The sequence below is a fragment of the Aeromonas lusitana genome (assembly GCF_002812985.1).
Classification (GTDB): domain Bacteria; phylum Pseudomonadota; class Gammaproteobacteria; order Enterobacterales; family Aeromonadaceae; genus Aeromonas; species Aeromonas lusitana.
In genome coordinates this window covers 18,728-40,963 of the sequence record NZ_PGCP01000019.1, presented here as the reverse complement: position 1 = coordinate 40,963, position 22,236 = coordinate 18,728, and the positions used below count along the sequence as shown (strand labels likewise).

22 protein-coding genes are annotated in these 22,236 nt (G+C 62.0%); all 22 read right to left on the bottom strand.

All coding sequences use genetic code 11. From position 1 onward, the window contains the following. Positions 1-4: 4 nt before the first annotated feature. Positions 5-925, bottom strand: coding sequence for a flagellar motor protein MotB (locus CUC44_RS12920; protein ID WP_100860340.1), 921 nt, complete (start codon positions 923-925; stop codon positions 5-7). A 79-nt stretch (positions 926-1,004) separates the two neighbouring features. Beyond that, on the bottom strand, positions 1,005-1,742 hold the full coding sequence (locus CUC44_RS12915; RefSeq protein ID WP_167388896.1) for a flagellar motor protein: 738 nt from the start codon (positions 1,740-1,742) through the stop codon (positions 1,005-1,007). A 2-nt stretch (positions 1,743-1,744) separates the two neighbouring features. Next, entirely contained in the window at positions 1,745-2,875 is a 1,131-nt protein-coding gene (locus CUC44_RS12910) for a protein-glutamate methylesterase/protein-glutamine glutaminase (RefSeq protein ID WP_100860339.1), read from the bottom strand. A 32-nt stretch (positions 2,876-2,907) separates the two neighbouring features. Then, the gene (locus CUC44_RS12905) at positions 2,908-5,067 is read right to left on the bottom strand and encodes a chemotaxis protein CheA (protein WP_100860338.1); all 2,160 of its coding nucleotides are present in this window, start codon (positions 5,065-5,067) and stop codon (positions 2,908-2,910) included. 11 nt (positions 5,068-5,078) lie between these two features. After that, positions 5,079-5,819 (bottom strand): protein phosphatase CheZ, encoded by a 741-nt coding sequence (locus tag CUC44_RS12900; RefSeq protein WP_100860337.1) that lies wholly within the window; start codon positions 5,817-5,819, stop codon positions 5,079-5,081. 12 nt (positions 5,820-5,831) lie between these two features. Continuing rightward, positions 5,832-6,203, bottom strand: a complete 372-nt coding sequence (gene cheY, locus CUC44_RS12895; protein ID WP_425266319.1) for a chemotaxis response regulator CheY — start codon at positions 6,201-6,203, stop codon at positions 5,832-5,834. A gap of 123 nt (positions 6,204-6,326) precedes the next feature. Next, positions 6,327-7,043, bottom strand: a complete 717-nt coding sequence (locus CUC44_RS12890; protein ID WP_100860336.1) for an RNA polymerase sigma factor FliA — start codon at positions 7,041-7,043, stop codon at positions 6,327-6,329. Further along, the gene (locus CUC44_RS12885) at positions 7,036-7,911 is read right to left on the bottom strand and encodes a MinD/ParA family protein (protein WP_208621071.1); all 876 of its coding nucleotides are present in this window, start codon (positions 7,909-7,911) and stop codon (positions 7,036-7,038) included. Before CUC44_RS12885 ends, CUC44_RS12890 begins: the two co-directional genes overlap by 8 nt. A gap of 1 nt (position 7,912) precedes the next feature. Continuing rightward, positions 7,913-9,370, bottom strand: a complete 1,458-nt coding sequence (gene flhF, locus CUC44_RS12880; protein WP_100860335.1) for a flagellar biosynthesis GTPase FlhF — start codon at positions 9,368-9,370, stop codon at positions 7,913-7,915. A gap of 16 nt (positions 9,371-9,386) precedes the next feature. Beyond that, the gene (gene flhA, locus CUC44_RS12875; RefSeq protein WP_100860334.1) at positions 9,387-11,489 is read right to left on the bottom strand and encodes a flagellar biosynthesis protein FlhA; all 2,103 of its coding nucleotides are present in this window, start codon (positions 11,487-11,489) and stop codon (positions 9,387-9,389) included. A gap of 312 nt (positions 11,490-11,801) precedes the next feature. Continuing rightward, positions 11,802-12,932 (bottom strand): flagellar biosynthesis protein FlhB, encoded by a 1,131-nt coding sequence (gene flhB / locus CUC44_RS12870; protein WP_100860333.1) that lies wholly within the window; start codon positions 12,930-12,932, stop codon positions 11,802-11,804. A 77-nt stretch (positions 12,933-13,009) separates the two neighbouring features. After that, positions 13,010-13,807, bottom strand: a complete 798-nt coding sequence (gene fliR / locus CUC44_RS12865) for a flagellar biosynthetic protein FliR (RefSeq protein ID WP_100860332.1) — start codon at positions 13,805-13,807, stop codon at positions 13,010-13,012. 55 nt (positions 13,808-13,862) lie between these two features. Continuing rightward, on the bottom strand, positions 13,863-14,132 hold the full coding sequence (gene fliQ / locus CUC44_RS12860; protein WP_033130820.1) for a flagellar biosynthesis protein FliQ: 270 nt from the start codon (positions 14,130-14,132) through the stop codon (positions 13,863-13,865). Between the two features lie 129 nt (positions 14,133-14,261). Beyond that, positions 14,262-15,023, bottom strand: coding sequence for a flagellar type III secretion system pore protein FliP (gene fliP, locus CUC44_RS12855; protein ID WP_100860331.1), 762 nt, complete (start codon positions 15,021-15,023; stop codon positions 14,262-14,264). Next, positions 15,010-15,384, bottom strand: a complete 375-nt coding sequence (gene fliO, locus CUC44_RS12850; RefSeq protein WP_100860330.1) for a flagellar biosynthetic protein FliO — start codon at positions 15,382-15,384, stop codon at positions 15,010-15,012. Before fliO ends, fliP begins: the two co-directional genes overlap by 14 nt. Then, positions 15,381-15,776 (bottom strand): flagellar motor switch protein FliN, encoded by a 396-nt coding sequence (gene fliN / locus CUC44_RS12845; RefSeq protein WP_025326247.1) that lies wholly within the window; start codon positions 15,774-15,776, stop codon positions 15,381-15,383. Before fliN ends, fliO begins: the two co-directional genes overlap by 4 nt. 44 nt (positions 15,777-15,820) lie before the next feature. Continuing rightward, positions 15,821-16,891, bottom strand: coding sequence for a flagellar motor switch protein FliM (gene fliM / locus CUC44_RS12840; RefSeq protein WP_100860329.1), 1,071 nt, complete (start codon positions 16,889-16,891; stop codon positions 15,821-15,823). 10 nt (positions 16,892-16,901) lie between these two features. Further along, complete coding sequence (gene fliL, locus CUC44_RS12835) at positions 16,902-17,408, bottom strand: flagellar basal body-associated protein FliL (RefSeq protein ID WP_100860328.1); 507 nt, start codon at positions 17,406-17,408, stop codon at positions 16,902-16,904. A 57-nt stretch (positions 17,409-17,465) separates the two neighbouring features. After that, on the bottom strand, positions 17,466-19,388 hold the full coding sequence (locus tag CUC44_RS12830) for a flagellar hook-length control protein FliK (RefSeq protein WP_100860327.1): 1,923 nt from the start codon (positions 19,386-19,388) through the stop codon (positions 17,466-17,468). An 89-nt stretch (positions 19,389-19,477) separates the two neighbouring features. Then, a complete protein-coding gene (gene fliJ, locus CUC44_RS12825) occupies positions 19,478-19,918 on the bottom strand; it encodes a flagellar export protein FliJ (protein ID WP_100860326.1) in 441 nt (146 codons plus the stop codon). Between the two features lie 23 nt (positions 19,919-19,941). Further along, the gene (fliI, locus tag CUC44_RS12820; RefSeq protein ID WP_100860325.1) at positions 19,942-21,270 is read right to left on the bottom strand and encodes a flagellar protein export ATPase FliI; all 1,329 of its coding nucleotides are present in this window, start codon (positions 21,268-21,270) and stop codon (positions 19,942-19,944) included. Between the two features lie 127 nt (positions 21,271-21,397). Continuing rightward, a complete protein-coding gene (fliH, locus tag CUC44_RS12815) occupies positions 21,398-22,201 on the bottom strand; it encodes a flagellar assembly protein FliH (protein WP_100860324.1) in 804 nt (267 codons plus the stop codon). Positions 22,202-22,236 lie beyond the last annotated feature (35 nt).

Genomic DNA, 22,236 nt, shown 5'->3' with positions numbered 1-22,236 from the left:
TGTATCAATCCTGTCTTGTTGTTATGCGTATGCCACCACCGGGCAGCGTCACTACCTTGACGTCCTCGCTCTCCACCGCCTGCAGCGCGACCGGAGTCGAAACCGGGCTCACCGTCTGGGGGCTGGCCGGTGCGGGTCGCGGCACCCAGGCGAATCTGGATATGGCGACCACCACCTTGCGATTCTGTAACCGCCCCTGCTCACTGCTGTTATCGGCGAAGGGAGAGAATTCCCCATAGGCCTCGTAGGCGAGCCGCTGGGGCGCAATCCCCTTGCCTATCAAATCGAGCAGCACGGCCTCGGCACGGGCCGCAGAAAGTGTCCAATTGGAGCGGAAAATTTCATTGTTTATCTGCTGGTTATCCGTATAACCCCGCACCCTGACATAGTTATCGACCGGTTTGAGAATACCTGAAAGCGTATCGAGCACGGGGGCCGCATTCGCTCCCAGGAAGGCGCTGCCGCTGTTGAACAGCAGGCCGGAGCTCAGCTCCACCGTCAGCCAGTTGTCATCCTGCGCCAGCTTGACCACCCCGGCTTCCACCAGGGATCCCATGGTCTCCTGCAGTTGCAGGGCTATGGTGGCCAGCGCCGTCCCCTCTTGCTGGATGGGGGTGCCCGTGATGGGAGCGAGGGAGGGTGAGGGAGACGCCTGACTCTCCAGCAGCGTGGCGGCCGCCGACACAGGGTTGTTCAGCAGGGACTTGCCCTGCCCCTCCAGCAAGCCATCGCTGCGCGGTGTCACCTGGTTGAATGCCTGGGTCATGCCCTCGATGACGGCGCGATACTGCTCTTTGTTGACGATGGCGACGGAGTAGAGCACCACGAACAGGGCGAAGATGAGCGTCATGTAATCGGCGTAGGAAACCAGCCAGCGGTCGAGGTGCTCTCGCCCTTGCAGGTGCAAACGATAGCGCTTGCGCATGGTTATTCCCCTTTCAGTCAGATAACCCAGTAACCACCGACCGGCAAGCCTCTTCGTGGACGAGATGCCATGGCGTCGGCTATTCGCCCTTCAGATAGGCCCGTAACCGCCGCTCGACCTGCAGACCATTCTCCCCGTGGGCGATGGCCAGCAACCCCTCCAGTGTCATCTCCTGATAAAGACCGTACTGGTAGTGGAAAGCCCTGAGGCGATTCGCAATTGGCAGATAAATGAGGTTCGCAAAGCCAACTCCGTAGATGGTTGCCACGAAGGCGATGGCGATGCCGGCGCCGAGCGTGTCTGGCTGATCCAGGTGGAACATGGCTTGGATGAGGCCGATCACCGCCCCTATGATGCCGATGGTCGGGCTATAGCCTCCCATGGCCTCAAACACCCGGGCGGCATGCTCGTTGCGCTCCTGCTCGATGTCGATATCCGCCTCTTGCAGCATGCGGATGTCGTCGATGGAAACCCCGTCCACTATCATGGTGAGGCCCTGGCGGGTGAAGGGATCGGACTCCGCTTCGGCCTGATCCTCCAGTGCCAACAAGCCTTGCTGGCGCGCGAACTGGGCCCAGGTCTGCAGCCGCTCGGCCTGCTCGCGCAAGTCCCACTGCGGCGGGAACAGCATCCAGCGCACCTGGTTAAGCGCCCTTTGCATGTATTTGCGCGGGGTCTGCAGGATCACGGCGCCCCAGGTGCCGCCAACCACGATGACGAAGGCTGGCCCGTCGAGCAGGGTCATCAGGGTGCCGCCGTGCCACCACTGGGCTACCGCGACGGCGCCCAGCGCCAGCAACAGGCCAAACATGCCCATGTTCAGCGACCCAACTCGACCAGGATGCGCTGGGCCACCCGGTCCAGCGGCAGGGATTCGCTTGCGATGCCCGCCTTGGCCACCGCCTGCGGCATGCCGTAGACCACGCAGGAGGCTTCATCCTGCGCCCAGATGGTGGCGCCCTGCTCCTTGAGCAGACGCGCCCCATCCCGGCCATCGGCGCCCATGCCGGTCAGCACTATGGCCAGCACCTTGTCGCCATAGGTCTTGGCGGCCGAGGCAAAAGTGATGTCCACGCAGGGTTTGTAGTTGACCTTGTCATTGCCCTCTATGATGCGCAGACGGGCACCGGGACTGCGTCCCTCCAGCAACATCTGTTTGCCGCCGGGGGCGAGATAGGCGTGGCCGGGCTTGAGCACATCGCCGTCTTCGGCCTCCTTGACCCCTATCTGGCACAGGCCGTTGAGACGGGCGGCAAAGGCGGCGGTAAAGGTCGCCGGCATATGCTGGATCAGCAATATTGGATGGGGGAAATCCCCCGGCAGCTTGGTCAGCACGTTTTGCAGGGCAACCGGACCGCCGGTGGAAGTGCCGATGGCCACCAGCTGGTAGCTCTTGCCGCTGCGCTTGAAGCTGGCAGGGGCGCTCGGCGCCCGGGCGGGTTCGGGCTGGCGCTCGGCGAGGCGCCCGGCCGCACCAGCGGAACTGGCAGCGCCGCCGAGCACGGGACGTGCCAGCGGCTCCGGCGCCCTGGGTTTGGCCGCCATCAGGAAGCGCTTGCGGGCTATCTCCTTGACGCGCTGCTGCAGCAGGCGCACCGCCTCATCCTTGTCACGGGCGATGTCTTCGAATTTCTTGGGCAGAAAATCGAGGGCACCGGCATCCAGCGCATCCAGGGTCGCCTTGGCGCCATCGTGGGTCAGCGAGGAGAACATCAGGATGGGGGTCGGACACTTGGCCATGATCTCGCGTACGGCGCTGATGCCGTCGAGCACCGGCATCTCTATGTCCATGGTGATGACGTCGGGCCGCAGTTGCAGCGCCTTGTCTACCGCCTCCCGCCCGTTCTGGGCCGTGTCGATCACCGTCATCAGGGGATCCTGATTGATGATCTCACTCACCCTGCGGCGGAAGAAACTCGAATCGTCGACCACTAATACCTTGACTGCCATTGTTATTCTTCTATCTCCTTGGGCCAGAACTCTCAGTGGCGACGTGCATAGGCCTTGAGCAGGCTGGGCACGTCCAGGATGAGGGCGATGCCGCCATCGCTGGTGATGGTGGCGCCGGCCATGCCAGGGGTTCCCTGCAGCAGGTTGTCCAGCGGCTTGATGACCACCTCTTCCTGGCCGATGAGGTTATCCACCACGAAGCCGACCTGCTGGGTACCGATCTGCACTATGACCACGTGGCCTGTGTCCTGGCGCGCCGTCTTGCCGGCGCCACGCACCAGCCACTTGTGCAGATAGAACAGGGGTATCGCCTTGTCGCGCACGATGATGGTGAGCTGGCCGTCGACCACGTTGGCTTTTTTAAGATCCAGGTGGAAAATTTCGTTCACGCAGCCCAGCGGCAGGGCGAAGGTCTGTTGACCCACCTCCACCATCAGGGTCGGCAAGATGGCCAGGGTGAGCGGCACCTTGATCTCCAGCCGGGTACCCTTGCCCCAGGTGGAATCGATGTGGACTGAGCCATTGAGGCTGACAATGCTGGTTTTCACCACATCCATGCCGACACCACGACCGGAAATATCGGAAATCTCCGATTTGGTAGAGAAACCGGGAGCAAAAATCAGGTTGTAAGCGTCATTATCACTCATGCGCGCCGCGCTGTCGGCGTCGAGCACACCCCGGCTGATGGCGATGGACTTCAGCTTCTCCGGATCCATGCCGGCGCCGTCATCCTCGATGCAGAGCAGGATATGATCCCCCTGCTGGGAGGCGCTCAGGGTGATGGTGCCCTGACGGGGCTTGCCCGCCTTCTCGCGCACATCCGGCATCTCGACGCCGTGATCGCAGGAGTTACGCACCAGGTGGACCAAGGGATCGGCCAGGGCCTCGACCAGGTTCTTGTCGAGATCCGTCTCCTCCCCGACCATGATGAGCTCGATGTCTTTCTTGAGAGTCCGGGCCAGGTCGCGCACCACCCGCGGGAAGCGACCGAACACCTTCTTGATGGGCTGCATGCGGGTCTTCATCACCGCGCCTTGCAGATCGGCGGTCACCACATCCAGGTTGGCCACCGCTTTGGACATCTCTTCGTCGTTGCTGGCGATGCCGAGGCTCACCAGGCGGTTACGCACCAGCACCAGCTCCCCCACCATGTTCATGATGACGTCCAGGGTCTTGGTATCCACCCGCACAGTGGTGTCGTTTTGTACCGTGCTGTTCTCGGTCGGGGCCGCCTGTTTGGCGGGTGCGGGTGCGGGGGCAGGCGCCGCCGCTGGCTTGGCTGGCGCAGACGCGGCCTTGGCAACCGGTGCCGGGCTGGGAGCGGGGGCGCTGGGTGGCGTGACCGGTGCGGGCGTTGGCGCAGCAGGGGCCGGCGCCGCCATGCTGTGCTGTGGCGCCTGGCCACGGCCGTGCAGCTCGTCCAGCAGGCGTTCGAACTCATCGTCGTCGATGAGCTCGTCCACCTCTTTTTGAACTGACTGCAGCGGGCTCAGGTCTGGAGCACCACCGTGCTGGCCCTGACCGTGCAGTTGATCGAGCAGCGCCTCGAACTCGTCGTCCGTGATGTCACCGGAACCGCTCAGCACGGGGGCAACCGGCACGGTCGGCGCCTTGCCGGCGCCATGCAGCTCGTCGAGCAGCCGTTCGAATTCGTCGGCGGAGATCTCGTCGATGGATCCTCCGCCATTGACCGCAGCCGGTGCGCTCGCGGCGACGATAACCGGCTCGGGTACTGGTTCGGGAATGGGTTCTGGCAAGGGGGCTGGCGCGGCCGCACTGGCGGTGCGCAGCTGCTCCTGGCCTTCGGGTTTGCACAACTCGTGCAAGTCGTGCAGCAGATCGGCGGAGGCCGCGCTGGTGGGCTCCCGGTTCTGTACCTGGGCAAACATGACATTGATGGCATCGAGCGCCTGCAGGATGACATCCATCAGCTCGGCGGTGACGGTTCGCTTGCCGTTGCGCAAGATGTCGAACACGTTCTCGGCGCCGTGGCAGACGTCCACCAGCTCGGTCAGGGAGAGGAAACCCGCTCCCCCCTTGACGGTATGGAAGCCGCGGAAGATGGCATTCAACAGATTCTTGTCATCGGGTCGCTTTTCCAAGTCGACCAGTTGTTCAGACAACTGTTCCAATATTTCTGATGCTTCGACCAAAAAGTCTTGCAGTATGTCTTCATCAACTTCGAAGGCCATGCGTCACTCCATTAGAATCCCAGGCTAGACAGCAGATCGTCCACATCGTCCTGACCATTGACCACATCGGATCGGGTCTGCGGATTCATGATGGGACCTTCCGCTTCGATACCGCTTGCCGGCAAAGTGCGCACCGAATTCTCGGCAACGGCCTCACCAAACATGGTCAGCATCTCTATCAATTTTGTTTCGACTTCCTGTACCAGCTTGATTACCTTGCGGATCATCTGACCGGTCAGGTCCTGGAAATCCTGAGCCATCAGAATTTCCGTCAGCAGTTGTCGTAATTTATCGGCATCCGTCTCTGAAGCCTTAATAAAATCATTCAGTTGATGGCAGAGTGCCTTGAATTGACCGAGTTCGAGTTCCCGGCTCATCAAAGCATTCCAATTGGGCATCACCAGCTGGATGTTGTCATTGAGGCGATCGGCGATGGGCAGGCTGGCCTCGACCGCATCCATGGTGCGGTTGGCGGCCTTGTCCGTCATGTCGATGACATAGCTCAGACGCTCCCGGGCATCGGGGATCTCGTGGGTAGCCAGATCGGGGATCCTGGGATCCAGACGAAAGTCTTGTAGAGAGTTATGCAGTTGGCGGGTCAGTTGCCCCACCTTGTCAAACAGGGCCGCCGCATTGGGGGCACACACATCGGCGAGGATGGTATCGGCCTGTTCAAACTCCTCTCGCTCCAGATGGGCGACCAGCATCCTTGCCTGGTCAAGCGAGATCATGGCACTCGTTTTGGCCTTCATCCCTGCCGCTCCTTAGCCGATTCGTTCAAAGATTTTGTCGAGCTTCTCTTTGAGAGTGGCGGCGGTGAACGGCTTGACGATATAACCGTTGACCCCGGCCTGGGCGGCTTCGATGATCTGCTCGCGCTTGGCTTCGGCAGTCACCATCAACACCGGCAGGTGCTTGAGTTTGTCATCGAGGCGAATGGCCTTGAGCAGGTCGATGCCCTGCATACCAGGCATGTTCCAGTCGGTGACCACAAACTGGTAGTCGCCGTTCTTCAACATCGGCAGCGCCGTGTTGCCATCGTCTGCTTCATGGGTATTGTTATATCCCAGGTCACGCAGCAAGTTCTTGATAATCCGGCGCATCGTCGAAAAGTCATCCACGATGAGGATTTTCATGTTCTTGTCCAAAATTCCCTCCTAAATAGCCGCCAAAACGGCTCTCTTACATGATGCAGAACGCAGGTTTTATGGGGCGGATTATGCCTTAGAGTTGTGTTCCAGTGTAGCCAGTACAACCACTTATAAATTCCAATCTCGCAAGCGGGCGCGCAATCTGTGCATGGCCTGACTGTGGATCTGGCTCACCCGAGACTCGCTTACGCTCAAGACTTCACCTATTTCGCGCAGGTTCAGCTCCTCGTCGTAATACAAGGAGAGCACCAGCGCCTCGCGCTCGGGCAGGCGGGAGATATGCTCGGCCAGGGCGCCCTGGAAGCGCTCGGCCGCCAGGTCGTCGAAGCCACCGTGGCTGGCGTCATCGGGATGCCCTATCACATCCTCGCTGACCCCCAGATCCTCGATACCGATGATCTTGCCGCAGGAGACATCCTGCAGCATGGCGTGATACTCACCGAGGGAGACTCCCATGCGGGCGGCCACCTCGGTGTCCCTGGCGTCGCGGCCATGGGATTGCTCCACGTTTTCGATCGCCTCCGCGATGGCGCGGCTGTTGCGGTGCACAGAGCGCGGCACCCAGTCGCCACGGCGAATTTCGTCGAGCATGGCACCGCGGATGCGAATGCCGGCATAGGTTTCAAAGCTGGCGCCCTTGCTGCCGTCAAAGTTACGGGTCGCTTCGAGCAGCCCAATCATACCTGCCTGGATCAGGTCATCCAGCAAGACACTGCTCGGCAGGCGAGCCAACAAGTGCTGGGCGATCCGTTTCACCAGCGGAGCATGACGCTCGACCAGCACATAGGAATCCTGATGACGCAAGTATGCTTGGGTTTTATTCACGGGAGTCTTCCTGTGCTATGACCGGCTTTTGCAATAAATTCTCGAGGAAAAACTCGAGGTGGCCACCCGGCTGGTTCGGGATGGGCCAGCTCGCCGCCTTGTTGGCCAGGGCGCGAAACGCCAGGGCCGCCGGTGATTTGGGAAACGCCTCGACGATCAGCTTCTGCTTGCGCACGGCGGCGCGCAGATTGGTGTCATAGGGCACGCAGGCCACCAGCTCCAACGAGGTGTCGAGGAAGCGATCCGTGACCCGGGTCAGCTTGGCGTAGAGCTCCTGCCCCTCGCGCAAGGAGCGGACCATGTTGGCCACCACCTTGAAGCGAAACACCCCATGATTCTTGGAGAGGATCTTGATGAGGGCATAGGCATCCGTGATGGAGGTGGGCTCGTCGCACACCACCACCATGATGTCCTGGGCCGCGCGGGTGAAGCTCAGCACCATGTCGGAGATCCCCGCCGCCGTGTCCACCAGCAGCACATCCACCTGGGTCTTCATCTCGCTGAAAGCGCGGATGAGCTCGGCATGCTGCGTCGGCGAGAGCTCGACCATGGACTGGGTCCCGGAGGTCGCCGGCACTATCATCATGCCGTAAGGCCCCTCGACTATGATGTCGTCTATGGTGCACTCACCGGCCAGCACGTGGGACAGGTTGCGGTGTACCCGCAGCCCCAGCATGACGTCGACGTTGGCGAGGCCAAGGTCGGCATCCAGTACCATCACCCGCTTGCCCTGGGCAGCCATGGCGCCTGCCACGTTCAGGGTGACGTTGGTCTTGCCCACGCCCCCCTTGCCTCCAGACACGGCGATCACTTTCACTCGATTGTTTTGACGCATTTTGCGCAGACCACTCGCCTGATCCATATACATGTTACTCATAAAACTCCGAATCTTCGGTCTCGCCAAAACCTGAACCCCAGAAATAGGGATCCTCTGCTTCCCGCTCCAGCGAGCCCATGGCGGCGCCGACTAGCTGCGCCGCATTGGCAACTTGAATATCTTCCGGCACCCGTTGCCCATCCGTGATGTAGCTGATGGGCAGGGCATTCTGGATGCACACGTTGATCACTTCCCCCAGATTCAGGCTCTCGTCGAGCTTGGTCAGGATGCAACCGGAGAGCGGGATGCGCCGGAAGTGATCCACCGCCTCCTGCATCACCCGACGCTGGGAGGTGGCGGACATGACCAGATAACTGCGAATACGTACCTTGGCATTCTTGACCAGGGTGTCGAGCTGTTCGGTCAGGCGGATATCCCGCTGACCCACACCGGCGGTGTCGATGAGCACCAGCCGGCGATGACGGAACTGGTAGAGCGCATTGGCCAGCTCCTCGGCGTCCCGCACCTGACGCACCGGGCAGCCCATGATACGACCATAGGTCTGTAGCTGCTCATGGGCCCCGATCCGGTAGTTGTCCGTGGTGATGAGGGCCACCTGCTCGGCGCCGTATTTCATGGCAAAACGCGCCGCCAGCTTGGCGATGGTGGTGGTCTTGCCGACCCCGGTCGGGCCGAGCAGGGCCACCGCGCCGCCCTGGCGCAGAATATCGTCTTCGCTGATCTTGAGCTGAGCCGTCAGCACCTCGGCCAGCTGGGCCATGGCCTGATGGATCGGCATGTCTTCGGGGATGAGGCCCGCCAGCTGATCGGCGAAGGCATCATCGAAGCCCATCTTCTTGAGCTCCTTGATGAGCAGGGCACGCATCGGCTCGCGGCGCTCCACCTCCTGCCACATCAGGCCGGAGATCTGATGCTCCAGCAGCTTGCGGATGCTGGCCATCTCCTTGCGCATCCCTTCCATCTCCTGATCCCGTTGGGGAGCCTGAGTAGGACGCTGACCGGCCGCCGGCCGGGCCTTCGGCTTGGCAGGCTCGGGGGCGGCGCCCCACTGGCCTTGCTCGGCCAGGGTCTTGGGGGCCGCATTGGCGGACACCAGACCGGCGGACTGATTGCCCGCCGCCGCATTCCCGGCCCATGCAGCCGGCGCCGGATTGCCATTGCCCGCCGGGTTGGCCGGGTTGAGTTTCTGCTGACGGGCCAACAGGGCCGCCAGGGTGTCGGCGTAATATTCGTTCTGCTCCTTGGCCGGAGTCGGGCGCGTCATCTGCTTGCCCGCAGACGAGATATTGACGCTCTCATCGTTCAACTGACGGCGAACTGGCGCATCTTTAGGTCCGGGCACCTGGGACTGATAATCGACAGCGGCGACTATCTCCACCCCACCGGTGACCTTCTTGTTGGACATGATGACAGCATCCGGCCCGAGCGTCTCCTTGACCTCGGCCAGCGCCGTTCGCATGTCTTTGGCAAAAAACCGCTTAATCTTCACCCGTCATCTCCGCTAACTAGCCCTGTCCTACCGCACTGACGATGCGGATTTGCTTGTCATCAGGCACTTCCTGATAAGACAGAACGCGCAACCCAGGAATGGCATTCTTGACAAACTTCGCCAGGGTATTGCGCAATATCCCCGATGTCAGAAGCACGGCCGGTTGGCCTTCCAGTTCTTGTCGTTGAGTGGCTTCCACCAGGGAGCGTTGCATCCGCTCCGCCAGTCCCGGCTCTATGCCGGCGCCATCTCCCCCACCTGCTTGCAGGGATTGATGCAATATACGTTCCAATTCTGGTGAAAGGGTGATCACCGGCAGCTCGGGTTCCGGGCCGGCAATCTCCTGCACGATCAACCGGCGCAGGGCGATACGGCAGGCGGCGGTCAGCACTTCCGGGTCAGGACTGCGCGGCGCATACTCCACGAGGGTCTGCAGGATAGTGCGCATATCGCGAATTGGCACGCCTTCATTGAGGAGATTTTGCAATACCTTGACCAGGTTCCCCATGCTGATCACCTCGGGAACCAGGCCTTCCACCAGCTTGCTCTGGTGTTTCCCTATCATGTCCAGCAGTTGCTGCACCTCGTCATGGCCCAGCAGCAAGGCGGCATGGCTGGAGAGGATCTGGCTCATGTGGGTAGCCACCACGGTCGCCGCATCCACCACCGTATAGCCGAGGGTCTGGGCTTGGGAGACCTGCTCCTTGGCGACCCAGACCGCTTCCAGCCCGAACGCGGGATCCTGGGTCGCAATGCCCTGGATCTGGCCGAACACCTGGCCCGGGTTGATGGCCATCTCCTTGTCGTGATAGACGGTCGCCTCCCCCGTGCTCACTCCCATGAGTGTGATGCGGTACTGGTTCGGGGCGAGATCCAGGTTGTCCCGGATGTGCACGGCGGGCACCAGGAAGCCGAACTCCTGGGAGAGCTTCTTGCGCACCCCCTTGATCCGGTTGAGCAGCTCACCCCCCTGGCTCTTGTCCACCAGCGGGATCAGCTGATAACCCACCTCCAGGCCTATGATGTCCACCGGCATGACGTCATCCCAGCTCAGATCCTTCTGCTCGTGGGGTTGATCTGCCGCCTGTGGCAACAATTCGCCCTTGGCCACCTTGGCGGCGCGCTGTTTCTCGCGGCGCAGCAGCCACCAGGCCCCGGCCGCGGCGCATGCCCCCAGACTCAGGAAGGCCAGGTGCGGCATGCCGGGCACGCTGCCCATCATCAGCAGGATGCCGGCGGAGATCACCAGCGCCTTGGGATTTTCAAACAGCTGGCCAAGTACCGCCGTGCCCATGTCCTGATCCGTGTTCTGACGGGTCACTATGATGGCGGCGGCGATGGAGAGCAGCAGGGACGGGATCTGGGCCACCAGGCCGTCACCGATGGCGAGCAGGGTATAGACTTCGGCCGCTTCGCCGAAGGTGAGCTGGTGCTGCACCATGCCGATGATGAAGCCGCCGATGATGTTGATGAAGAGGATCATGATGCCGGCGATGGCATCCCCCTTCACGAATTTGGAGGCACCGTCCATGGAGCCGTAGAAGTCTGCTTCCTGGGTCACGTCCTGACGGCGTTTCTTGGCCTCTTCCTGATTGATGAGACCGGCGTTCAGGTCCGCATCGATGGCCATCTGCTTGCCGGGCATGGCGTCCAGGGTGAAGCGGGCGCTCACCTCGGAGATCCGGCCCGCACCCTTGGTGACCACCACGAAGTTGATGATCACCAGGATCATGAAGACGATGATACCGACCGCATAGTTGCCGCCGATCACCACGTTGCCGAACGCCTCGATCACGTGCCCGGCCGCCGCTGTGCCGTTATGGCCTTCCAGCAGCACCACCCGGGTGGAGGCAACGTTGAGGGCGAGTCGCAGCAGGGTTGCTATCAGCAAGACGGTGGGAAAGGCGGCGAACTCCAGGGGGCGGCGGGTATAGACGGCCACCAGCAGCACTACTATGGAGAGGGCGATGTTGAAGGAGAACAGGATATCCAGCATCAGCGGCGGGATGGGCAAGACCACCATGCCGAGGGAGGCGAGCACCAGCAGCGGGGTCCCGACACCCTTGGTCAGCAACCACCTGTACTCTTTGAATCGGCCCAGTCCTGCCTTGAATCCCATCGTTATTCTCAATTATCAACAGCCAGTGGCGGATTAAAGCAAACATCAAGCCAACAATTCAAATAATTGATTTATATATGTTTTATTTTCAAGCTGTCAGAAGTCCGTCGTTAGCGATCAGCTGGCAGGCAAGAGCGCGCCTGGCAAGAAACCAGGCACACGGCCAGAGAACGGATGGCGCCCAGGCGGGAGTATGAAGAGAGATAAGCGAGACGACCCCTGCCGATTGGCGATCAAAACGCAGAGAAAGCTCTGACGGATAGGCAGGAAAAAGGCGAGAAACCGCCGCCAGGCTTCGGGTGAGCTAAGCCCTTACTGACGGAACTCGGGCGGGATGGGCAAGTCCTTGGCGACCGGGGTCGGCCGGCGGCCACGGCCACGGCGGAACTTCTTGAGCTGATAGACGTAGGCCAGCACCTGGGCCACGGCGGCAAACAGCCCCTCCGGGATCTCATGACCAATCTCGGTGGCGTGATAGATGGCGCGGGTGAGCGGCGGTGACGGCAGTATGGGGATATCGTATTCCCGCCCTATCTCCCGGATCTTCATGGCCACCTCGTCGACGCCCTTGGCCAGCACCTTGGGGGCGGCACCCGGCTTGCTCGCATCGTATTTCAGCGCCACCGAGTAGTGGCTCGGGTTGGTGATGATCACGTCCGCCTTGGGCACATCCCCCATCATGCGGCGCATCGCCATCTGCATCTGCAGCTGGCGGATCTTGCTCTTGACCTCAGGTTTACCCTCGCTGTCCTTGAACTCGTCCTTGATCTCCTGCTTGGTCATCTTGAGCTGACGGGTGTGGTTCCAGGTCTGGAACGGCACGTCGATGGCGACGATGGGGATGAGGGCGCAGCAGAGGATGATCAGCATCCAGAGCAGTAGATCCAGGGCGTCTATGATGCCGCCGGGGAAGCCCTCGAGGGAGAGATTGAGCAGATGATTGAACTGACTGGATAGCATCCACCAGGCAAACAAGCTAATAAACACGACTTTTGCGATAGATTTGAGCAGCTCCACCAGAGACTGGACCCCGAACATGCGCTTCAAACCGCTCAAGGGGCTCAGCTTGCTCCACTTGGGCATCATGGCCTCGGAAGAGAAGTTCATCCCGCCGAGCAGGGTGTTGCCGACGAAGGCGGCGATGGCCACCATCAGGAACAGCAGGCCGAGCGGCTGCACCAGCTCCCACAGCAGGGTCGGCAGCATGACCCCCATGGCATTGGGATCGAAGGCTTGATCCCGGTCCAGGGTAAAGCCCATGGTGAGCACCCTGACCATGGCCCCCGCCAGGCTCTCCTTAATCATCAGCAGGCCAAACACGGTGGCCAGCAGGACGCTGGCGGTACCCAGCTCCTTGGAGCGTGCAATCTGCCCTTTTTCCCGGGCCTGTTGCAGTCGTTTGCCCGTGGGTTGTTCGGTACGTTCCTGATCGGTATCAGCCATGCTGACCCCCGACTGGCAAGAGGCAGAGGCTTATCCGGCCAAAGACCAGGCATCGTGTGAACTGCGCCAGTACCGGATCAGCCATTCTGGCCCCCGTAGCAGCGCACATTGATAAGCTCGCAGCTGGTCTCCTGCACCCGTTCCCATATGGACTCGAAGTGCCCCATGAAGCCGCCTATGGTGAGCCAGAGGATAAACAGACCCGACATCATGCTCACCGCGAAGCCGATACTGAAGATATTGAGCTGGGGGGCAGCCCGGGTCATGACCCCGAACGCGAAGTTGATGAGCAGCAGAGCGACTATGGCCGACAGGGCCATCACCAATGAGGCCTGATACATGACGCCGAGGAAGCTGACCAGGCTGCGGATGGCGGGCAGGGTCAGTCCCTGCTCCGAGACCGGCAGGGTCTCGAAGCTCAGCACCACCATCTTGATCATCAGCAGGTGACCGTCCACCGCCAGGAACACCAGGGTCGCCAGCATCAGGTAGAACTGGCCCACCACGGGGGCGGACTGGCCGTTCATGGGATCCACCAGGGTGGCAAAGCCCAGACTGGTCTGCATGGCGATGACCTGGCCCGCCATCACGAAGGTTTCCAGCAGGAACTGGGTCATCAGGCCCAGCGCCACGCCAATGAGCAGTTGCTGCCCCAGCACCAGGAAGCTGCCGACGGAGAACAGCTCGACCTTGGGCATGGGGGGCAACAGGGGGGCGATGATGAAGGTGATGGCCAGTGCCAGCCCCATCCGCACGCGGGCTGGCGCCAACCGGCTGCCAAACACCGCCATCACCATCAGCAAGCTGCTGATACGGGCAAGGGGCCAGACGATGGACGCCAGCCACTCCATGATAAGCCCGGTGGTGTAAGTCACGACGGCGCTCCGGCAGCCGGGCGTGGCAGCCAGCACGCCAAGGCGCGGGCAGGCATTACCCCACCACCTCGGGTATTTGACTCACCATCAGCTGGAAGAAGTCCATCAGGCTCTGCAGGCCCCAATGAGCGCCCGCCCCCAGTGCCAGCAGGGTGACGATGAGACGGGGCAGGAAGCTCAGGGTCTGTTCGTTGATGGAGGTGGCGGCCTGGAAGATGGCGACGACGAGGCCCACCATCAGGCTTGGCAGGATCACGGCGCACACCATGATGGTCACCAGCCAGAGTGCCTCGCGAAACACGTCGACAAAGGTTTCCGGACTCATCTTATCGGCTCCTTTCCATTGACCGCGCTAGCCAGTGCCCAGCCAAGCCCTGTTGAGAGGCGACAAGAACAGCTTCCGGCCATAGCCCATCATGAGCCCCATCAGCCAGAACGGCAGGGAGGGCGAGCATCATCCTGCCCCCAGCCCGAAGCTGTTGGCAAGGGACCCCAAGATCAGGTTCCATCCGTCCACCATGACGAACAGCATCAGCTTGAATGGGAGAGACACCAGCATGGGAGACAACATCATCATCCCCATGGCCATCAGGATGCTGGCCACCACCAGATCGATCACCAGGAACGGCAGAAACAGCATGAAGCCTATCTGGAACGCGGTCTTGAGCTCGCTGGTGACGAAGGCCGGGATCAGCACCCGCAGCGGCACGTCCGCCGGCTTGTCCACCTGCACGTTCGCTATCTCCATGAAGGTGTTGAGATCCTTGACCCGGGTCTGGGCCAACATGAACTGGTGGATGGGCAGCTCGGCCTTCTCCAGCGCCTCCTTGGCCCCTATGGTCTCAGCCAGATAGGGTTGCAGCGCCTCGTCATTGATGCGATCCAGCACCGGCGACATGATGAAAAACGACATGAACAGGGCTATGCCGATCAGCACCTGGTTGGAGGGGCTCTGCTGCAGGCCGATGGCCTGGCGCAAGATGCCGAGCACCACGATGATCCGGGTGAAGGAGGTCATCATGATCACCATGGCCGGCAGGAAGGAGAGCGCTGTCATCAGCGCCAGCACCTGCAGGGTCAGGCTGTATTCCTGGCTGCCATCCGCCATGGTCTTGACGGTCAGCGCCGACATGCCGTCCTGGGCCAGGGCCAGTGGCGACAACAAGAACAGGGCGGATAGCAGGCCCAGCCGCCACAAGCCGTTAGCTTTTTTCATGCTTGCCCATCAGTTTGCCAAGTTGCTGGGAGAACGCCTGGGGCTGGCTCTCGTCCAGCGGCTGCTCCAGGCGATAGAGGAAGTTGACCTGCTGGGGGGTCACCCCGATGAGCAGCTGCTGCTCACCGACCTTGACCACCATCAGCTTCTCCTTGTAACCCACCGGCAGGGTGGCGATGACCTTCATCTGCCCTCCCCCCATCACCTGGGTGAGCTTGCTCTTCTTGAGCAGGAAGCCCAGCACCAGGATGAGGCCGATGACCATCAGGCTGGAGAGCAGCCAGGAGGTGATGCTGGGGGGATTGACCCCCTCGGCCAGCGCGGGGGTGGCAAACAGCAAGGGGACGAGGAGACGGATCATTTGAGTTTCTTGATCCGTTCAATCTGGCTGATGACATCGGTCAGGCGAATACCGAACTTGTCGTTCACCACCACCACCTCGCCGTGGGCGATCAGGGTGCCGTTGACCAACACGTCCAGGGGCTCACCGGCCACCCGATCCAGCTCCACCACAGAACCCTGGTTCAGTTGCAGCAGGTTGCGGATGCTGATCTGGCTGCGGCCCACCTCCATGGCGATGGTCACCGGAATGTCCAGAATGGTATCCAGCTTGCGGCGCTCCTCGGCGCTGATGGGGGCGTCGTCCTTGAGTTCCTCCAGGGGGGCGGGCTTGGCCTCGGCCGTCACCTGTTCTTCCAGCGCAGCCGCCCAGGCGTCAGCCATCAAATCCTGCTCGTCATCGGTTCCGCTCATCTCTGTTCCTTATGCTTCATGTTTCGCGCGAGGGCGAGGGTCAATTAGGGTCGTTTATCTGCGATGCTGCGCTCGAGCTCTTCCAGCTCGGCTTCGCCATCGATACGCACACCGCCACGGGTCACCAGATGCATCTCTGTCTTGACCCCGTCGGGGCGCTGGATCTTGTCGGTGATCTTGAGCGCCACATTCTCCTTGGTGCGCCCCATCTTGGCGTGGAAGGTCGGCAAGTCTTCCACGTACACCAGCAGGTTCTCCGGCATCTCCACCGGGATAATGTCACCGGGTTTGAGCTCCATCAGATCCCGCAGGGTCAGCTCGGTTTCCAGCAGCTTGGCCTTGAGCTCCACCTTGACGTCCATGATCTCGTCGCGCAGCGCCTTGCTCCAGCGCACGTCAGTGTCGCCCTTGTCACTCTGTACCCCGGCATCCAGCAGCTCGCGGATGGGTTCCAGCATGGAGTAGGGCATGGCCACGTGGAAGTCGCCGCCGCCGCCATCGAGTTCGATGTGGAATGAGCTCACCACTATCACCTCGGTCGGGCTGACGATGTTCGCCATGGCCGGGTTCACTTCGGAGTCGAGGTACTCGAAGCCCACGTCCATCACAGGCGCCCAGGCGTCCTTGTAATCCTCGAACACCAGCTTGAGCAGCATCTGTATGATGCGCCGCTCTGTGGGAGTGAACTCGCGTCCCTCTATCTTGGCGTGATAACGGCCGTCGCCACCGAAGAAGTTCTCCACCAGGATGAACACCAGGCGGGCCTCCATGGTGATGAGTGCCGTGCCCTTCAAGGGACGGAAGCGCACCATGTTCAGGCTGGTCGGCACGAACAGGGTGTGCACGTACTCACCGAATTTCAGCATCTGCACACCGTTGATGGAGACCTCGGCGGTGCGTCGCATCATGTTGAACAGGCTGATGCGCATGTGACGGGCGAAACGCTCGTTCACCAGCTCCAGGGTCGGCATGCGGCCACGGACGATGCGGTCCTGGGAGGAGAAGTCAAACTGGGCGATGCCGGGATCCCCGCCCGCCCCTAACTCTTCCTCTTCGACATCATCGACACCGTGCAACAGGGCATCAATTTCGTCCTGACTTAACAGATCGCTCACGCTTCACCTTTCATTGCATGACAAAGCCGGTAAACAGCACTTGTTCGATTACGGGGGAAGAGACCAGGTCCTTGAGGACCCGACGGCACTCTTCCAGTGAATCCTGGCGCAGCTTCTCTTTCCCCTCGAAGGTCATCAGCTGCTCGGCGGTGGCCGCGCTGAAGACGCGCAGCAGGGTGCCTTCGATCAGGGGAATATTCTGTTTGGCCAGCGCCTCGTCGGCGGCGCCACGCACCATCAACTGGATCTTGATCTGCACCAGCCGATCCCGCTGCCCGCCCGCCACGTTGAATACGAAGGGGCGCGGCATGCCCACATAGAGTGAAGGCTGGGGCGCATTATCGGCGGGCTTGGCCTCGGCCGCTTCCACCGCGGGCTTGTCGCCGCCGGCCAGCATGAACCAGGCACCGGCGCCACCGCCCCCCAGCAGGACAACGGCCAGGGCGACTATCATGATCAGCTTCTTTTTCTTGGCTGCCGCCGGATCCTTCAGCGTCAGTTCGTTATCGTCTGCCATCCCTTGTCCACCCTAGTCTCAAACTTGTTCGGTATCATAAACTTACTCAGGCTGGCATCAAGCATAGAAATCAATTCCGGCATCGTTTGTCGATTCCACCAGCAGACTCAGGGTGTGGGTCCCATTGCCCCCCTCCCCCTGGCCGTTGCCAGCGAAGGATCCGCTCCCCTGCTGGCCCCGCTGCTCCTGACCATTGAAGGCCGATTGCCCTTGCTGCTGTGACGGTTGACCCTGTTGCTGTGCCTGTTGCTGCGACTGTTGTTGCACCTGGGTCTGACCGAGCTGGATCCCCTGCCCAGCCAGCATGTCCCGCAGGCGCGGCATGGCCTGCTCCAGCATCTCCCGGGTCTGGCCGTGCTGGACCACGAAGTTGACGTTGGCCTGGCTGTCCGCCCCCATCTGAATCTGGATCTTCATCTTGCCAAGGCCGAGGGGATCGAGCTGGATCTCCGCCTGTTGCAGCTTGTCCGCCAGCATCAGGTTCACCTTCTGGTGCAGCTGGGTCGGGGCCTCCGGGGTGGCCAGCTTGAGGTGCGGCAAGCTCTGGGCCTCCCGTCTGGCGGCTACCTCGGCGGCCGGCTTGTTGTCACTGGCCTGGGTCTGGGCCGGTTGCAGGGAAGAAGCTGACTCGCTCTGCTCCAACCCCTTGGTCTCCAGCACGGCCTGCTTGCCCGGTTCGCTGAACTTGGGTTTCACCTCCGCCTGTTTCAGATCGGCGGCGGCCCTGACGGCCACCGCAGGCTCGGCCTCCATCTGCTGGATGCCGGCCGAGAGGGCCGTCAACGAGGCCTGGGGCCCCTGGGACTCGTGACGAGCCAGTACCTGCTGGGGCGCCGCCATCACGGGATCCGGATCCGCAGCCTTGGCCACGGGAGGGGCACTGCCGGTCGCGCTGGCGTCGGGCTTGGTCGCAGCGGCCTGCGCCGGCTTGGATTCTGACTCCTGCGCCGCCGCGCTAGGCTTGCTGCCCTCTTCACCATCAGCCGCTGCATCCCTGTTGGCCTCAGGGTTGCCATTCACGCCGGTGTCCACCTTGACCAGCCCTTCACCGAAGGCCTTGGCCGCACTGGCCTGCACGGTAGGGGACGCTGGTGTGCCCACATCCGCGCCCGCACCGTTGGTAGCTGACTCTTGGGCCGTCTGTTGCTGGGATTTGTCTGCCATCGGCAGGGATTTGTCTGTCACCTGGGCCCCTGCGCCCTGTGGCTCGGCGGCGGATGCGCCGGCCACCACCTTGGCCAGCAGGGCGGCGCGCGCCTCGCCAGACAAGGGTGTCGTCGGTTTAGAGGATGCCGACGTAGCGTCGACCGGCTTGTCTTCGGCCACGGCCTCTTCTCCCGACTGCTCGATGGGCTGAGGATTGGTTGACTGGGCTGAGGCAGAGATGTTCTGAGCTCCCTTGCCAGCGTCACCCGCACCATCTGCCTTGCCTTGATGATCTGGCGCCTGCTCACTGATCCCCCCACCCGCTTGTTGCAACAGAGCCTGCTGCGCGGCGGCCGCTTGCCCTGCGGCGCCCTGGGCCGGCTTGCTGGTCTCAAGCAGCGACTGCGACTCGGGCGGCAAGTCGTTGCCGTCGGTGGCCAGGGGCGCTGCCTGCGTCGCCTGGGCGGCAACAGGCAGGATCAGGCTGGTGTCCTGGCGCAGGGAGGCCTGCAACTGCTGCAGGAAATCATCGGGGGGAAGTTCTGTCTCGCCAGCCTTTGCCTTGTCGGCTTTGGGCTCTGTGCTCGGAGTAGTCTCATCGATCGCCGCCAAAGATTTGGCATCCGGGGTGATTGCTGCGAGCTCGTCGCCGCTCACGGGCGTGGCGGCAGAGCCCTTGTCGACCCGCTGCGCCAAGGCCATAGCGTCAGCGAAGGCGACCTTGCCGTCACCCTGTGGCAGCGCGGCGCCATCTTGAGTGAGGCCTGCGAGGGCGACACCACTGTCGGCAGGGGTGGCCTGAGTGGCGGCCTTGATCAACTGGGTCTGTATCATGCTGGGATCCTGACGACAATCCGGTGTGATGGCCGCACGGCCAGCAGGCAGGTACGGCGTCTTAGCGCTTTGCCGAGATAAGAAGCAAATTACAGGCCAGAATGGTGATACCGACGCTGGATAGCGTAATCGTCCAGCATCTTCTGCTCCTGGCGCTGGGCTTTCTGACGCACCTTGTCGGCCTTCTTCTCCAGCAGGAGCTCGACGGCCTTGCGCCTCTGCTGGGCCTCCAGCCATTGGGTACGGCACACCGCCAGCGCCTCGCGCACCTGCAACACGCCTTCATACTGTTGGGTCGCCGCGTTTTCCAGCTTGTTGATGAAGGCGTGATACTGGCTGTTCTGCTGGGGGCTGATCCCCTGCAGGCCACGGTCGGTCCACTGCTGGTGATAGATCTGGCGATACTGGTTCAGGGCGTTTTGCTGATCCATGAACAGCTTCAAGTCCTGCTGCGCCTTGGCCAAGGCCAGCGCCGCCTGATTCTCGGCCTCCAGTAACCTGGTCGACAGCAATTCCAGTCCTTTACTCATCACCTATCTCCCGGTTCATCACGTCAGCGCATCAGTGGCATGGCCACCAGTTGCAGGGATTGCAGGCCTTCGTCGTAATGAATGACCTCCCGCATCTTCTGCTGCAAGAACTGATCCAGATAGGGTTTCTGGATGATGGCCCGGTCGATGCGCGGATCCGACCCCTGGCTGTAGGCGCCGATGGTGATGAGATCCCGGTTCTGCTGATAGAGGGAGTAGAACTGTTTGAAGGTGCGCGCCAGCTCCATGTGCTCCGGCGAGGTAACCATGGGCATGACCCGGCTGATGGACTTTTCGATGTCGATGGCCGGGTAGTGGCCCGCATCTGCCAGCTCCCGCGCCAACACTATGTGGCCGTCGAGGATGGCCCGCGCCGCGTCGGCGATGGGATCCTGCAGATCGTCCCCCTCGGTCAGCACAGTGAAAAACGCCGTGATGGAGCCCTGGCCGTCGCTGCCGTTGCCGGCCCGCTCCACCAGCGCCGGTAATTTGGCAAACACAGAGGGCGGATAGCCCTTGGTAGCCGGCGGCTCGCCCACCGCCAGCGCAATCTCGCGCTGGGCCTGGGCGTAACGGGTGAGGGAGTCCATCAGCAGCAGCACGTTGAGCCCCTGCTCGCGGAAATACTCGGCGATGGCCAGCGCCGTCTCACAGCCCTTGAGCCGCATCAGCGGCGAGGCATCGGCGGGCGCCGCCACCACCACGGCGCGCTCGCGCCCCTCGGCCCCCAGGATCTCTTCGATAAACTCTTTCACCTCCCGGCCCCGCTCGCCGATGAGGCCGACCACCACCACGTCCGCCACCGAGCCGCGGGTCATCATGCCAAGCAGCACCGATTTGCCGACGCCTGAGCCCGCGAACAGCCCCATGCGCTGGCCCTGCCCGACGGTAAGCACGGCGTTGATGGCACGCACCCCCACGTCCATCGGTTGATGAATGGGGCGGCGGGAGAGCGGATTGATGCGCTGCTGGGCAAACTGCACCGTCTGGGAGGCGATGATGGGGCCGAGCCCGTCAAGGGGCTGGCCTATGCCGTCGATGACCCGGCCGAGCAGGCTCATGCCCACCGGGATGCCGTGATCCTCGGTGACGGGCACCACGCGGGCGCCGGGGATCACCCCCTTGAGCTGTTCGCTTGGCATCAGGAACAGGCGATCGCCGGAGAAACCGACCACCTCGGCTTCCAGCCAACCATCCTGGGTATCGATGCGGCACAGGGCGCCGATGGCGGCGCGGCAACCGATGGCCTCCAGAGTCAGCCCCACCACCCGGGTCAACTTGCCCGCCACCGGCGGGGTGGGCGCCACATCACGGACCCGATAGGCTTGCAGTCGACCCAGCAGAGCTGTCATGTCGCCTCCGACGATAAGAAGAGATAAGGCCCCGGCAACCTGGCTGCCAAGACTCGAACAGTGAGTGCCATCATAGTGACGACAGGGTTAGTGCGCATGATGTTGCGATGCGACGAGATAGATCACCTCAATCGGCATTATCACGCAGGAAGTTGCGCAGCAGCTGATCGATGCGCCCCGAGAGGGTCAGATCGATGCTGGAGAGTTCGGTGGCCAGTTGCAGATCGCCGGGGGAGAGAGTGGGATCGCTTTGCAGCCGCCAGTGACGCTTGGCGCACTCCTCTGTGCCGAAGGCCTGCTCGACCCGGGCCACGTCGTCCGGGTGCAGCATCAGGGTAACCCCGTGCTCGGCGGCAGGCAGCAGGGAGAGCCCCTGCTTGAGCGCTTCGAGCAGCAATTTCGGGGAGGTCTGCGCTTCATGGCGGATAAGGGCTCGGGCGAGCTGTTGCACCAGGGCGATGAGTTGCTGCTCCACCGCCACGTCCAGTTCGCTCAAGGGATTGGCGAGTCGATCCGCTAACCCCTGCCAGTGGGCTACCTGCTGCTCCACCTGTTCACGGCCCAGCGCCAACCCCTCTTCCCGACCCTGCTCCAGACCGGCCTGATGACCCTGCTGCAAGCCTTCCAGCTTGCCCTCTTCCAGCCCCTTGGCAAAGCCCGCCTCGCGTCCCTCGGCCATGCCCTCTTCCCAGGCGGCCTGGCGAATGGCTTCCAGCTCTTCGGCCGTGATGCTGGGAGTGGGTTCAGCCTCAGGCTCTTCAATCTGAGCTTCGACCTCCTGCTCCTGCCGATACCAGTTGGGCCCGAGCCCCAGGGCATTGCTCTCGATCTCGGACTCGACTTCCATCTCGGGCCAGCCCCAGGTCTCGACCTGACCGCCGTCCGCCTCGGGTCTGACGTAACCGCGCAGCTTGTTATTCTGGTTATTCATGCTTTAACAGCATCCTTTGCTACTGGTTTATGTTC

What these genes read in the sequence shown, in the direction of transcription:
- CUC44_RS12920 (WP_100860340.1), bottom strand. Translation starts at nt 925, where the DNA reads ATGCGCAAGCGCTATCGTTTGCACCTGCAAGGGCGAGAGCACCTCGAC.
- CUC44_RS12915 (WP_167388896.1), bottom strand. Translation starts at nt 1,742, where the DNA reads ATGGGCATGTTTGGCCTGTTGCTGGCGCTGGGCGCCGTCGCGGTAGCC.
- CUC44_RS12910 (WP_100860339.1), bottom strand. Translation starts at nt 2,875, where the DNA reads ATGGCAGTCAAGGTATTAGTGGTCGACGATTCGAGTTTCTTCCGCCGC.
- CUC44_RS12905 (WP_100860338.1), bottom strand. Translation starts at nt 5,067, where the DNA reads ATGGCCTTCGAAGTTGATGAAGACATACTGCAAGACTTTTTGGTCGAA.
- CUC44_RS12900 (WP_100860337.1), bottom strand. Translation starts at nt 5,819, where the DNA reads ATGAAGGCCAAAACGAGTGCCATGATCTCGCTTGACCAGGCAAGGATG.
- cheY (WP_425266319.1), bottom strand. Translation starts at nt 6,203, where the DNA reads ATGAAAATCCTCATCGTGGATGACTTTTCGACGATGCGCCGGATTATC.
- CUC44_RS12885 (WP_208621071.1), bottom strand. Translation starts at nt 7,911, where the DNA reads ATGTATATGGATCAGGCGAGTGGTCTGCGCAAAATGCGTCAAAACAAT.
- flhA (WP_100860334.1), bottom strand. Translation starts at nt 11,489, where the DNA reads ATGGGATTCAAGGCAGGACTGGGCCGATTCAAAGAGTACAGGTGGTTG.
- flhB (WP_100860333.1), bottom strand. Translation starts at nt 12,932, where the DNA reads ATGGCTGATACCGATCAGGAACGTACCGAACAACCCACGGGCAAACGA.
- fliQ (WP_033130820.1), bottom strand. Translation starts at nt 14,132, where the DNA reads ATGAGTCCGGAAACCTTTGTCGACGTGTTTCGCGAGGCACTCTGGCTG.
- fliP (WP_100860331.1), bottom strand. Translation starts at nt 15,023, where the DNA reads ATGAAAAAAGCTAACGGCTTGTGGCGGCTGGGCCTGCTATCCGCCCTG.
- fliO (WP_100860330.1), bottom strand. Translation starts at nt 15,384, where the DNA reads ATGATCCGTCTCCTCGTCCCCTTGCTGTTTGCCACCCCCGCGCTGGCC.
- fliN (WP_025326247.1), bottom strand. Translation starts at nt 15,776, where the DNA reads ATGAGCGGAACCGATGACGAGCAGGATTTGATGGCTGACGCCTGGGCG.
- fliL (WP_100860328.1), bottom strand. Translation starts at nt 17,408, where the DNA reads ATGGCAGACGATAACGAACTGACGCTGAAGGATCCGGCGGCAGCCAAG.
- CUC44_RS12830 (WP_100860327.1), bottom strand. Translation starts at nt 19,388, where the DNA reads ATGATACAGACCCAGTTGATCAAGGCCGCCACTCAGGCCACCCCTGCC.
- fliJ (WP_100860326.1), bottom strand. Translation starts at nt 19,918, where the DNA reads ATGAGTAAAGGACTGGAATTGCTGTCGACCAGGTTACTGGAGGCCGAG.
- fliI (WP_100860325.1), bottom strand. Translation starts at nt 21,270, where the DNA reads ATGACAGCTCTGCTGGGTCGACTGCAAGCCTATCGGGTCCGTGATGTG.
- fliH (WP_100860324.1), bottom strand. Translation starts at nt 22,201, where the DNA reads ATGAATAACCAGAATAACAAGCTGCGCGGTTACGTCAGACCCGAGGCG.